We start from the raw sequence: 13,165 nt of genomic DNA on the forward strand, positions 1-13,165 counted from the left end.
TTCAAATGCAAGTTCAAATTCAAAACTCAAGTTCAAGTTCAAGTTCAAGTTCAAAGAAATAGCTTTATTCAAATTCTTTTATTTAGTTGGGTTTAAGTTTCCTCTATCTGATTTATTCAACTAACACCTTCGTTATTTTCAATATCTCAACTTTTCTCAATTCTCAACTCTCTTTTATATTCTCTAATTTCTCTTCTCTCATCTCTCAATACTTAATTCTCAACTCTCTCTTTTAATTAAATACAAAACCGATTTTCCAATTCTAAAGCCTAGGGAGTTTTCTATTTTATTATCTTAGCCTTTCAAAATTCAACACATGCATTTCTTAGGAATTACTTGGAATCCGAATGAGACACTTTTCAACATCGGATTCATACAAATAAAGTACTACAATCTTCTTTGGATCACCGCCTTTGCGCTAGGTTGGTTTATCATGAAAAAGATATTCCTCAACGAGAAAAAATCTGTCGAGCAATTAGACTCCCTTTTTATATACACGGTTTTAAGCACCATGTTAGGTGCCAGATTAGGTCATGTTTTCTTTTATGATTGGGCATATTACTCTAATCACCTGGTAGAAATATTAATTCCCGTTCGCGAAAGTGCTTCAGGCAGTTTATTATTCGGATTAATAGACGGCTATGAATTTACAGGTTTCACAGGTTTAGCTAGTCACGGTGCCACAATCGGTATTATTATCGGTACATATTTGTACACCAGAAAATACCCTGAATTCAATATGCTTTGGATATTTGATCGAATGGTCATACCTGTTGCTATTGGTTGTTTTTGTGTACGTTTAGGTAACTTTTTTAATTCTGAAATCAACGGTAAAATAGTAGATGAGAACTTCATATTCGCTACTAAATTCATTCGCGATTCAGACGACTTACATCCATCAAAAGCATTGGGCATTACACAAGAAAAAACTTTAAATACCGCTTATGCTGCAATTGAGAATAATCCGCAATTTTCGCAATACTTAGCTGAAATACCATATCGTCATCCAGCACAATTATACGAAGGTATAGGCTACCTTTTAATATTTGTTCTACTGTATTTTCTGTACTGGAAAACTGATAAAAAGAATAAACCAGGGTATTTATTCGGACTATTTTTTGTGTTATTATGGACCGTTCGTTTCTTAGTTGAATTCGTAAAGAAAAGTCAGGGCGGATTCGAAGAATCTTTAGGGCTACTTTCAACCGGTCAATGGCTAAGTATTCCCTTTATTTTAATTGGATTATACTTTATGTTCAAAAAAAACTAAAACTGCATAATATTGAAGACAATACATAAGAGTTCGGTTATTATAATGGTTGTAGCACTACTACTTTTTTCTTGTAAAGAAGAGTCCAAAAAAACTATAGCTACGCAAAGTATAGATTTTACTAATGAAGGAGACTTATCTATCTTTTTAAATTCAAGTGACACGGTAAAAACCAAGTTCAATATTGAGTTTGCAGAAACTGATTACGAGACTCAAACCGGACTCATGTACCGAAAAGGAATGGATAGTAATCAAGGGATGTTATTTATTTTCCCTGATGAGAGAGTGCATTCTTTTTACATGAAGAATACAGAGTTTCCCCTAGATATTATTTACATAAAAGAAGATTTAAGAATTGCTAGTTTTCAAGAAAATGCACAGCCACTTAATGAGACCGGGTTAACATCTCAAGTTCCTATCAAATATGTTCTTGAAATTAATGGAGGTTTAGCACAAGAATTAGGGTTATCTATTGGTGACAGCATTAGCTTTAGCCGAAAATAGACACTTGCCTTTTCTTATTTTATAGCAACATAATGCCAGTACACGTATTATTCAATGAAGAATCTAAACGCTTACTTTTTAAAGAAGTACAGCTATCAGATTTTGAAAACTGGCTACCTTTCCATGAAGAGCCATTAAGCAGTCAATTCTGGTCAGGATTACCAAAAGACCCAAAAGAAGCCTGCCAACAACAATTCGACAGAATATTCGAGCGGTATAATGACAACTTGGGCGGCATGAATGCATTGTACTTAAAAGGCACTAATACTTTAGTGGGCCTTTGCGGTCTATTAGTTCAAGAAGTAGATGGCAAAAAAGAATTAGAAATAGGGTATTCTATTCTCCCAAAATACTGGCGACAAGGTTTTGCGTTTGAAGCAGCCCAAAAATGTAAACAAGTAGCTTTTACAAAAGAATGGGCAACCAGTTTAATATCCATAATACAAGTTGACAATATTCCTTCGCAGAAAACAGCATTAAAAAACGGTATGTTTTTAGATTTTACGACCACTTACCACAACAATACAGTTCATATTTTTAGAATAAATGCATCATGAACCATTGGGTAATTTACTTAGATAACAATTCTGATAAAAAAGGTTTCTTAAAGGATTTTGAAAATGGAAGAATACCACAAGAACTTCAAGAATTTGAGCATAAAATTGGAAGATTATTTTCTCCTTTCACCTTAGAAAAACTAATAGACGAAGAAGATAAATACGATAAAAAGATTATTAGCACTGAACAGCAGGCGTTAGAAACCATGTCTAGTGGAGAGCAAAAAAGAGCACTACTACATTACTTACTGAACGAAAAACCAGATTACATTATTCTAGATAATCCTTTTGATAATTTAGATATCGACTTTCAAGAAGAATTAAAAACGATACTTAAAGATCACTCTAAACATATTTCATTCATTCAATTAGCAAGTCGCAAGTCAGACATGCTTTCTTTCATAAATTGTTATGGAAGGTTGAATAAATATATGTTCACCATCACCGAGAATACACCGTCAAATGATAACGAAATCGAGAATGCTTTCAATGCAGTACGCATTCCGCAATCTATCACGACATTCTCAAATATTGAATCTACGTTAATTGATTTTAAAAACGTAAGCATATCCTACGGAAGTAAAAAAATATTAAATGCTATTAATTGGACCGTAAAAAAGGGTGATTTTTGGCAATTATCGGGCACCAACGGAAGCGGTAAATCAACTATGCTCTCCATGATATTTGGAGACAACCCGAAAGCATACGGTCAAGAAATTTATTTATTCGGGAACAAAAAAGGAAGCGGTGAGAGCGTTTGGGATATAAAAAAGAAAATAGGCTATTACGCCCCTGCAATGACACTTAAGTTCAATGGTAGACATTCTATAGAGCACATGCTCATTTCTGGTTTAAATGATTCCGTAGGGCTTTATACCATCCCAACCGAGCTACAGAAGAGAATCATTAAACAATGGTTGCTCTTATTAGACCTGTATCCTATTAAAAATACGTATTTCAATACCCTTTCAACAGGTCAGCAACGATTGGTAATGACAGCACGTGCTATGGTCAAACAACCACCAGTATTAATTTTAGATGAACCCACAGCTGATATGGATGATGAATCGGCAGCTTTACTGGTGGCATTGGTCAACAAATTTGCAAAGGAGACAGATACTGCTATAATTTTTGTTTCCCATAGAAAAGAAAAAGGTCTAAAACCCGAACGGATTTTAGACCTTATACCGAGTAAAAATGGTTCATCTGGTATTATTACGTAACATTAAAATCTACAATTCAAAAGTATATGCTGCAGATATTTGGAACACACCGTTCTTTATACGAGAATTATCTACGAAAATATTGCTCAACCCTGCATTATAACGTAAGCCAAGACTTAAGCCAATATCCCTTAAGTTTACCCCTGCACCAAAACCGAGTCCCATATCCACTGTTTTATAGCTATCAGTATTTTTAAAATTATTTGAATTCGATTTTTCATTTGCAGAAATAAGAAAACCTATTTCAGGTCCGGCTTCAATGTATAAAATATCAATCGGGTAAAACTTTCCCATAATCGGCATAGAGATATAACTATTTACAAGTTTGGTATCTCCTAAAATGGCTCCCTTTACAGAAAAAAGCAATTCTGGCTGAACACTAAACATATCTACAATCTCAATTTCTGCAACACCACCAATATGCAACGCAGCCAACCCTCTTAAGTTTGAATTTACATTACCGGTAAAATTTGCTAAGTTAAGACCAACTTTGGGGCCTATATAAACAGATTGCGCTTTTAAACTACTAAAAAACAGAGTGTTGCCAATGCTAAGAAACTTAAAATAATTAATTTTTTCATTTTGATTAAGTGTTTATGATTCAAAGGCAAGAAATGCATAAACTTTTATACTTAAAAAAATGGGGTAAAAAATACTGGTTAACAAGTAGAATTTAGTGGAAGAAAAGGATTACAAAAATTTTTCGAACGATTAAATAAAATACAATTCAATAAAGTAAGAAAACAAAAAAGCCGTTCATTTCTGAACGGCTTTTCTATTTGAGTTAGTTGTATTAACTACTCTTCAATTTTAACTTCCGCCTCACCAGAAGTAACTTTCTTGCTCAATGCATCGAACATTACAGGAGTTGCAATAAATACAGATGAATATGTACCCACAACAACACCTACGATCATTGCGAACATGAATCCTCTTAACGACTCACCTCCAAAAATGAAGATAGCCAATAATACTACCAAGGTAGTTAACGACGTATTCAATGTTCTACTTAATGTACTATTAATCGCATAGTTAATGTTAGAACCGCCTTTCCAGCCACGTTCTTCCAAAGTCTCACGAATACGGTCAAATACTACCACGGTATCATTCAACGAGTAACCAATTACCGTTAGTATCGCCGCAATGAATGCTTGATCAATTTCCATGCTAAAAGGCATTAGTTTTCCGAATATTGAGAATACACCAAGAACAATCAATACATCATGGAATACTGCAGTTACAGCACCCAATGAAAATTGCCATCTTCTAAATCTAATTAAGATATAAAGGAAAACTACAAGCAATGAACCTAAAATTGCCAAGAATGCATTTTTCTGAATATCATCTGCAATCGTTGGTCCAACCTTTACAGATGCTAAAATACCAACTGCCTCTTCATCAACACCACCTAATACAAAAGCTTCTTTACTAAAACCATCTGGTAAGTACTTTTGAAGCGAAGAATATAGTTTGTCTTGAATTTCAGTATCTACTTCGATACCTTCAACATCCACTTTATAAGGAGTCGTAATTTTTACTTGGTTAGACTCACCATATGTTTTCACATTTGTTCCGCTACCAAATACAGTATTCAATTCTGATGTTATTTCAGAAGGATTTACAGGGTGCTCGAAACGTACTGTGTATGAACGTCCACCAATGAAATCTACACCTTTTTGCAATCCTGGTCCTGCTAACAATGAGAATAAACCAACTGCTATTAAAATCCCTGATATTACATAAGCAATCTTTCTTTTCGCTAAGAAATCAACATTGATTCCTTTAAAAAGGTTTTTAGTAATTCCTGTTGAGAAATCTAAGCTTCTCCCTTTTCCACTAATATACCAGTCAATTAACAAACGAGTAATGAATATTGCAGTAAATAAAGATGTTACAATACCTATAAGTAATGTGGTTGCGAAACCTTTAATTGGACCCGAACCAAATATGAATAAGATAATTGCAGTTAAACCAGTAGTAATGTTCGCATCTAAAATAGAAGATAGTGCATTACCAAAACCGTCAGCTACAGCTTGACTTTTGCCTTTACCTTTTGCTAATTCTTCTTTAATACGTTCAAAGATCAATACGTTGGCATCAACCGACATACCAAGAGTTAAAACAATACCAGCAATACCAGGTAATGTTAACACCGCATTTAAACTAGTTAAGACACCGAATATTAATAAGATGTTCAACATTAAAGCAATATCAGCAAATACACCTGCTTTACCGTAATAAGCAATCATCCATAAAAGAACAATAACAAAAGCAATTAAGAATGACATAAAACCACTATCAATAGCTTCTTGACCTAATGAAGGACCAACAATTTCTGATTGAATGATTTCTGCAGAAGCAGGTAGTTTACCAGCTCTAAGTACGTTAGAAATATCTTTAGTTTCGTTTACTGTAAAGTCACCCGTAATTTCTGAACGACCGCCAGATATAGGACCTGAAGAAACACCAGGAGCAGTATATACTTTATTATCTAATACAATAGCAATACCAGTCTGGTTAGTGTAAGCATCACCAGTTAATTTTTCCCACTCTTTAGCACCTTTAGTATTCATGGTCATAGAAACAGCAGGTTTGCTGAACTGATCGAAATCTGCTCTTGCATCACTTACTACATCACCACTAATTCTAGGCGTACCGTCACGGTTAGATTTTAAAGCATACAAATCAATCACTTCAGTTTCTTCAGCAGAAGGTCTTTCCCATACAAATTTTGTAAACTGAATATCAGCAGGTAATAACCTTCTAATTTCTGGCATTCTTAAGTAAGAACCAATAGTCGCCGTATCTTTAATAGCAGCACGAAACATTGCGTTGCTACCTGGGTTAGCAGGAATCAACAATTCGTATAAAGGATTTACTTGTGTAGCTAAATCTAAAGAATCAGCAGAAACATCAGATAATAAAGAATCTAATTCAGACTCTTCTTTAATTTGTTCTGGTTGCTTAACCTCAACAATCGTTTTTAATTTCTCATTCGCTTGAATAAGGAATGTACTAAAGCTTGTATTGCTTTGCTTGTACGTTTCCCAAAATTCTAATTGAGCAGTACTTGATAATAAATCTTGTGCACGTGCGATATCTCTAGCACCTGGCAATTCAACCAAAATACGACCAGAGTTACCTTCTCTTTGAATGTTTGGTTGTGTTACACCAAAACCATCAATACGTTCTCTTAATACTTCAAAAGCAGAAACAATAGACTCATCTATTTTTCTATTGATAATAGGCTTAACCTCATCATCAGACATTTGAAAGTTAATTTCATCACTAAGTCCTTTATTAGCGAAGATATCTGGTGAAGCCAATTTAGTTTCCCCTTTTATCTTATCGAAAGCTTCAAAGAACAAATCGATATATGTATCATCACTATTTTTAGAAGCAGCATCTGCATCAGCTAAAGCCTTGTTGAAAACTGGACTTTTTGTGTTGTTTGCTAATCCTTTAAGGATATCCTTAATAGAGATTTGCAAAGTAACGTTGATACCACCTTTAAGGTCAAGACCTTTGTTAAGTTCTTTCTTTTTAGCCTCATTGTAATTGGTATAACCAAAAACTGGATCGCTACCAATAGAATCAAGGTAGCTTGCTGCTGCAACCTCTCTTTTTGTTACATATCCTTCTTCTGATTCAGAAATACGGCTAACCGCGAATTTATTCGCTTCTTTTTCTACTTTACTAGTTACGAAAGTATAGGATAGCTGGTAAATACTAACTAACCCAAATAATAAAGCAAAAAGCTTTATAAGTCCCTTGTTTTGCATTTGTAATAATTTAATTTATGTTGATTATTATTTTGAATATTATAAAAATCTAAGGCAAATAACATTTACGTAAAATAATTACGTTGCTTAGATATGTTTTTGAATGGAATTAACTATTCCCATTAACATAAGGTCCTGCCCTTACTTCTGGTATTGTTCGTGAAGAGTTTTCTATTGCTATTGCAATAGTTCTATTTATTTTAAATGCGGTATCTACAATTGCGTCTTGCTCAAAAACTATGGTTTCACTAAAAGGCAAAACCACAGGATAAGAAAACGTTTTATCATCGTGCTTCTGAGGTACAACCAGCGTTGCGTTTAAAGTAATGCCATCATCAACTTGCTGCTGAAGATCAGATACTACTAAATTATAAGTCTCAGGAAGTTCTTTATTTGGAGAATCCGAAGGAAATTCTTCTTCATTCGATATTGATTGATGGTTTTCTTGAGAAAGAAACTCCTTAACACTAAGGGCATCAACATCACTATAATAACGAATACTTAATTGTGTTCCGTCATTTTCTACTATTTCAATAGCATCAACACCTAAAACTTCTAATTTCTTGGTGATAACCGCCAAAACATCATCATGAGCAGTACCAGAAGCTAATTCTACATCTGCAAATTGTAATGAAATTTGTTGATTAGAAGCTTTCTTTTGCTCTTGACTTAGCCCGAATAAGGCTAGAATAATAAATAAAGTACTTACGCACCATTTTGCATTCATGCGGCAAATATAAAAAGAAAGATTATTCTAGGTAGTATATTTTCTACAATATATATTTCTAAAGTATACCTTACTATACTAACAAAGCCTTTATAGTTAGACTATAAAGGCTTTGTTTTATGTTTAAGAGTTTATAAACTACAACTCTAAAAGACCATTAGTTTTAGTTACACCAGCGGCACTTTCTTTCATTTTTGCTTTTTCAGCATCACTTAAAGGAATGTCGATAATCTTTTCGATACCGTCTTTTCCTAATATTACTGGTACACCGATACAGATATCGTTCAATCCGTATTCACCATCTAACATCGTTGAACATGGAAACATTTTTTTCTGATCGCAAGCAATTGCCTGTACCATAGAAGATACCGCTGCACCTGGAGCGTACCATGCGCTAGTACCTAATAATTTAGTTAACGTTGCACCACCAACTTTCGTATCATCGGCAACTTGCTGTAATCTTTCTGCAGATAAAAATTCTGATACACGAATACTGTTTCTTGTTGCGTGAGATGTTAATGGCACCATACCAGTATCACTATGACCACCGATTACCATACCGTCGATATCAGAAATAGGAGCTTCCATAGCTTCTGCTAAACGATACTTGAAACGAGCGCTATCTAAAGCACCACCCATACCTATGATTCTATTTTTAGGTAAACCAGTAGTTTTATGTACCAAATACGTCATAGTATCCATAGGGTTACTAACAACAATAATGATAACATTTGGAGAATGCTTTAAAAGGTTGCTTGAAACTGTTTTTACAATACCAGCATTAATACCTATTAATTCTTCTCTAGTCATTCCTGGTTTTCTTGGAATACCAGAAGTAATTACAGCAATATGGCTATCAGCAGTTTTAGCATAGTCATTTGTACTACCTGAAATCTTAGTATCAAAACCCATCAATGATGCAGTTTGCATCAAATCCATAGCCTTACCTTCTGCATAACCTTCCTTAATGTCCAAAATAACCACTTCTGAAGCAAAATCTTTAATGGCAATGTATTCTGCACAACTAGCACCTACTGCACCAGCACCTACAACTGTAACTTTCATTTATTTCTATTTTATGAATTATTATATATAAAATGGAACGCCCACCTTATGTTTATTGAATTTTCACTCCAAAAATAGGTATTTATTGACGAAATATGCTATTCAACTATTGATTTAATTATCGCTAAAAGCCTTTAAAAACATCGATAAAATACTCATTTTGTTAAAAAAAATTGCGCTTTAACGAAGATATCGTGAATTAGTTACCGTACATCGAATTAAAGTAATAACCCAATATTAGTCACGTTAAATACTGTGGATCCCAAATCCAAAATTAAATTAACCTACTTATGACTAAGAAGTTCCTCTCTTTGTTGGCGATATGCGCCATAGTGTTTCTTGCGAATTGTTCTAGGATCGAACAAAACAATGATCCTATTATAGGAATATGGTCGCAATCTGAATTAATAGTAACCGAAAATTCTTCAAAACAAACTGTTCGAAAAGAATGGATTTTTAATGATGTTTTCTTAGGAAGATATCATGAAATTGACGGTTCTACAACTACCCTAAAAACAGATTTCAATTGGTCCAAACAAGACGACATTTATACAGTTGAGTATAAAGGTCTTGACGGCAAACCCAACAATATAATCACTATTAAATCTACTGAAGATGGTTTTTATCTTCAGAAGAAAGATGGTGCTACATTGGCAATAAGGGAATAAACGATTTTAACAGGGCCATGGGAAAAAGGCTGTCCGGAGGGATTTGGGCAGTCTTTTTTATACCCATTGCTGTTCGCCCTTAGCAATTGAAAAGATTTTTATTACAATTACCTACGCTTATTTAAAGCACAAAAAAAAGGTCTGACGGAATTAGTAATAATTCTATCGGACCTTTTTAATTATTTAAGTTATACTTACCTGAATCCGAAATTAATACCAACAGTAGTTGTATTGAATTCTCCTAAGTTATATTCTGCATTCAGTCTAAAGAAACCTAATTTAAGTTTCGTACCTAAAGTACCCGTAACTCCATTAACCTTCTTCGTAATAGAAAAAGGATCCTCGTATGTTTCAGAAGCAAAAGGACCACTTGTTACTCTGTAAGTACCTAATACATCTGTTACCGATTTACCAGTAATAAAATTTACCCCTCCATAAAAATTAATGATAGGCAGTTTTGTAGAAACTACAGCACCAAATGCCCAACTGCTAATTTCTGCTTCTATTCTTTGATTTTCACCATCTATTAAATCAGCATTTGCTAAGTCATAATCGCCGCTAATATTGGTATACCCAATAACCACTGAAATAGCTACTGGTAAAATTTTATCTGCTGGTAGTAACTTTGTAAAATCATGCTGAATACCTAAACCAAACAAGCCAATAGATGCATCTTCATATTCTATTTTTGGAAGAAATCTTGCTTTTACTTCTGTACCTTTAATCAACCCTACACTTGCTTGCACATATCCTGAAGGAACAAAATCGATGTGTTCTCCCGATAGACCAGATGGCAGCTCAAAAGTCTCACGAACCGTTACACCCAACACTTCACCTTCAACAAAAACTTCTGTACCAGAAATATCACCTAATGCAGTTGAAACAGATCTAGCAACACCCGGATTATCTACAAAATCTAAATTCTGGTAATCATTTGGGTCCAATATAAAAGTCTTCTTATCCTCCTTGTTCTTAAAACCGGTAATATTTCCAATGATTGAAATTTCAAAACCTCCTAACGGTTTTGCATCAGCGGTATTATACCATCCTGTAGACATACTGTACACCACACTTTCTGAAAGCGGAGCCATGTAACCTGTTGTATACGTTTCTGCATCTTCAACACCTGCAGAAAGTACATTATTGAAATCTGCCTGTGCACTAACCGCTAAACATGAACCAATTAAAACACTAGTAACTAAATTCTTCATTGTTGTAATTTTACCTAAAACTAAAAAACCTGCGCGGTAGGCGCAGGTTTTTGTTGTGTAAGTGGTATTTTCTATGTGTCAATGTTTGCATAAACAGCATTCTTCTCAATAAATTCTCTTCTTGGTGGCACTTCGTCACCCATAAGCATTGAGAAAACACGATCCGATTCTGTCGGATTATCAATTTGTATTTGACGTAGTGTTCTAAAGTCAGGGTTCATTGTAGTATCCCACAATTGAGATGCATTCATCTCCCCAAGACCTTTGTATCGTTGAATACTAACACCACCACTGTAGCTCTCAGCAATTTCATCACGCTCTTCATCACTCCAAGCATATTGTTTTTTCTGACCTTTCTTCACTAAGTATAAAGGCGGAGTAGCAATATAAATATGCCCTTGCTCTACCAACTCTTTCATGTAACGGAAGAAAAAGGTTAAAATAAGTGTTTCAATATGGCTACCATCGACATCGGCATCACACATGATGACTACCTTATGATATCTAAGTTTTTCAAGATTCAATGCCTTACTATCTTCTTCGGTACCAATAGTTACACCTAAAGCAGTGTACATATTCTTGATTTCTTCGTTTTCAAAAACCTTGTGTTGCATGGCTTTTTCAACGTTCAAAATCTTACCTCTTAAAGGCAGAATCGCTTGAAAGTTACGATCACGACCCATTTTTGCAGTTCCACCCGCCGAATCTCCCTCGACAAGGAATATTTCACATTTTTCAGGATCTTGTTCTGAACAATCTGATAATTTACCAGGTAAACCACCACCGCTCATTACATTCTTACGCTGAACCATTTCACGAGCTTTAGAAGCTGCATGTCTAGCCTGCGCTGCAAGAATTACTTTCTGAACAATAGTTTTAGCATCGTCTGGGTGCTCTTCTAAATAATTGGTCAGCATTTCAGACACTGCCTGACTTACTGCTGCAGAAACCTCACGGTTACCTAATTTTGTTTTCGTCTGACCTTCGAATTGAGGTTCAGCAACTTTCACAGATACAATTGCAGTTAGACCTTCACGAAAATCATCTCCTTGAATTTCAAACTTCAATTTATCTAACATTCCAGAAGCATCTGCATACTTCTTTAATGTAGAAGTCAAACCTCTTCTAAATCCAGATAAATGCGTACCACCTTCGTGTGTATTAATATTATTTACGTAAGAATGAAGATTCTCAGTATAACTTGTGTTATAAATCATAGCCACTTCTACAGGGATGTCATTTTTCTCCCCTTCCATAGAAATAACGTCTTTAATTAAAGACTCGCGGTTACTATCTAAAAACCTAACAAACTCTTTAAGACCTTCAGTAGAAACGAAGGTTTCACTAACATACTCCCCTTTTTCATCTTTCTGACGTTTATCAGTAATACTTATAGTAACACCTTTATTCAAGAAAGAAAGCTCACGCATTCTGTTCGCTAAAGTCTCATAGCTATATTCTATAGTTTGAGTGAATATGGTATCATCTGGGTGAAAAGTCACCTCTGTACCTCTTTCTGTAGTCTCTCCTATTCTTTTAACAGGATACAATGCTTTACCTCTAGAGTATTCTTGCTGCCAAATAACCCCCTCTTTGAATACCTTAGCAGACAAATGATCTGAAAGTGCATTAACACAGGAAACACCCACACCGTGAAGACCACCAGAAACTTTGTAAGAATCTTTATCGAACTTACCTCCGGCACCAATTTTGGTCATTACAACCTGTAATGCAGATACACCTTCTTTTTTATGAAGGTCAACAGGTATACCCCTACCGTTATCTTTAGTGGTTATTGAATTATCTTCGTTTATGATTACACTAATGGTGTCGCAATGACCACCCATAGCCTCATCAATAGAGTTATCTACTACTTCATATACCAAATGGTGCAAACCACGGACCCCAACATCACCAATATACATGGATGGACGCATACGTACGTGCTCCATACCTTCTAAGGCCTGAATACTATCTGCCGAATAATTTTTCTTATTTGCTTCTTCGCTCATAAAATTATGGTTGTTTTACTTCAAATTTTGCAATCTTACAAATATACGCAATACCCCGTGAAATATGGTCTTTCTAGCTATTACACAAAAGCAAGTTATCAACAATAATTGTGGAAAATTAGCCCTCAACCCCTAAAAAGCAGCAT

Annotated in this window: 11 protein-coding genes; 5 read left to right on the top strand and 6 right to left on the bottom strand. The window is 34.7% G+C overall.

Annotated features, from left to right (window positions below):
• Positions 1 to 316: 316 nt before the first annotated feature.
• From lgt to Q0871_RS07865, 4 genes are read left to right on the top strand one after another with little or no spacing between them, the layout of a single operon-like run.
• Positions 317 to 1,270 (top strand): prolipoprotein diacylglyceryl transferase, encoded by a 954-nt coding sequence (gene lgt, locus Q0871_RS07850; RefSeq protein WP_299320727.1) that lies wholly within the window; start codon positions 317 to 319, stop codon positions 1,268 to 1,270.
• 12 nt (positions 1,271 to 1,282) lie between these two features.
• Positions 1,283 to 1,774 carry a DUF192 domain-containing protein gene (locus Q0871_RS07855; protein ID WP_299320729.1) on the top strand — a complete coding sequence of 164 codons (492 nt, stop codon included), beginning with the start codon at positions 1,283 to 1,285 and terminating at the stop codon, positions 1,772 to 1,774.
• A gap of 32 nt (positions 1,775 to 1,806) precedes the next feature.
• Positions 1,807 to 2,331, top strand: a complete 525-nt coding sequence (locus Q0871_RS07860) for a GNAT family N-acetyltransferase (RefSeq protein ID WP_299320732.1) — start codon at positions 1,807 to 1,809, stop codon at positions 2,329 to 2,331.
• Positions 2,328 to 3,554, top strand: a complete 1,227-nt coding sequence (locus Q0871_RS07865; protein ID WP_299320735.1) for an ATP-binding cassette domain-containing protein — start codon at positions 2,328 to 2,330, stop codon at positions 3,552 to 3,554. The genes Q0871_RS07860 and Q0871_RS07865 overlap by 4 nt, the downstream gene beginning before the upstream one ends.
• Positions 3,555 to 3,563: 9 nt before the next feature.
• Here the strand turns inward: Q0871_RS07865 and Q0871_RS07870 are convergent, their stop codons facing one another.
• From Q0871_RS07870 to Q0871_RS07885, 4 genes are all read right to left on the bottom strand, one after another.
• The gene (locus Q0871_RS07870) at positions 3,564 to 4,127 is read right to left on the bottom strand and encodes a porin family protein (RefSeq protein ID WP_367275136.1); all 564 of its coding nucleotides are present in this window, start codon (positions 4,125 to 4,127) and stop codon (positions 3,564 to 3,566) included.
• A 224-nt stretch (positions 4,128 to 4,351) separates the two neighbouring features.
• Positions 4,352 to 7,336: a protein translocase subunit SecDF gene (gene secDF, locus Q0871_RS07875; RefSeq protein ID WP_299320738.1), complete on the bottom strand. Its 2,985-nt coding sequence runs from the start codon at positions 7,334 to 7,336 to the stop codon at positions 4,352 to 4,354.
• 109 nt (positions 7,337 to 7,445) lie between these two features.
• Positions 7,446 to 8,063 carry a hypothetical protein gene (locus tag Q0871_RS07880; protein ID WP_299320741.1) on the bottom strand — a complete coding sequence of 206 codons (618 nt, stop codon included), beginning with the start codon at positions 8,061 to 8,063 and terminating at the stop codon, positions 7,446 to 7,448.
• Positions 8,064 to 8,201: 138 nt separating this feature from the next.
• Positions 8,202 to 9,128, bottom strand: a complete 927-nt coding sequence (locus tag Q0871_RS07885; RefSeq protein WP_299320743.1) for a malate dehydrogenase — start codon at positions 9,126 to 9,128, stop codon at positions 8,202 to 8,204.
• 290 nt (positions 9,129 to 9,418) lie between these two features.
• On the opposite strand from Q0871_RS07885, the gene Q0871_RS07890 reads away from it, so the two are divergent.
• Entirely contained in the window at positions 9,419 to 9,796 is a 378-nt protein-coding gene (locus Q0871_RS07890; RefSeq protein WP_299320745.1) for a hypothetical protein, read from the top strand.
• 194 nt (positions 9,797 to 9,990) lie between these two features.
• On the opposite strand, the gene Q0871_RS07895 is transcribed toward Q0871_RS07890, so the two are convergent.
• Positions 9,991 to 11,007, bottom strand: a complete 1,017-nt coding sequence (locus Q0871_RS07895; RefSeq protein WP_299320748.1) for a DUF6588 family protein — start codon at positions 11,005 to 11,007, stop codon at positions 9,991 to 9,993.
• A gap of 71 nt (positions 11,008 to 11,078) precedes the next feature.
• Positions 11,079 to 13,019 carry a DNA topoisomerase (ATP-hydrolyzing) subunit B gene (gene gyrB, locus Q0871_RS07900; protein WP_299320751.1) on the bottom strand — a complete coding sequence of 647 codons (1,941 nt, stop codon included), beginning with the start codon at positions 13,017 to 13,019 and terminating at the stop codon, positions 11,079 to 11,081.
• Between the last annotated feature and the right edge of the window lie 146 nt (positions 13,020 to 13,165).

This window comes from uncultured Maribacter sp. (genome assembly GCF_947500985.1).
In the GTDB taxonomy this organism is placed as follows: Bacteria; Bacteroidota; Bacteroidia; order Flavobacteriales; family Flavobacteriaceae; genus Maribacter.

Coding starts and splice junctions, on each gene's coding strand:
- Q0871_RS07880 (WP_299320741.1), bottom strand. CDS start 8,063: ATGAATGCAAAATGGTGCGTAAGTACTTTATTTATTATTCTAGCCTTA.
- lgt (WP_299320727.1), top strand. CDS start 317: ATGCATTTCTTAGGAATTACTTGGAATCCGAATGAGACACTTTTCAAC.
- Q0871_RS07895 (WP_299320748.1), bottom strand. CDS start 11,007: ATGAAGAATTTAGTTACTAGTGTTTTAATTGGTTCATGTTTAGCGGTT.
- gyrB (WP_299320751.1), bottom strand. CDS start 13,019: ATGAGCGAAGAAGCAAATAAGAAAAATTATTCGGCAGATAGTATTCAG.
- Q0871_RS07860 (WP_299320732.1), top strand. CDS start 1,807: ATGCCAGTACACGTATTATTCAATGAAGAATCTAAACGCTTACTTTTT.
- secDF (WP_299320738.1), bottom strand. CDS start 7,336: ATGCAAAACAAGGGACTTATAAAGCTTTTTGCTTTATTATTTGGGTTA.
- Q0871_RS07885 (WP_299320743.1), bottom strand. CDS start 9,128: ATGAAAGTTACAGTTGTAGGTGCTGGTGCAGTAGGTGCTAGTTGTGCA.
- Q0871_RS07890 (WP_299320745.1), top strand. CDS start 9,419: ATGACTAAGAAGTTCCTCTCTTTGTTGGCGATATGCGCCATAGTGTTT.
- Q0871_RS07865 (WP_299320735.1), top strand. CDS start 2,328: ATGAACCATTGGGTAATTTACTTAGATAACAATTCTGATAAAAAAGGT.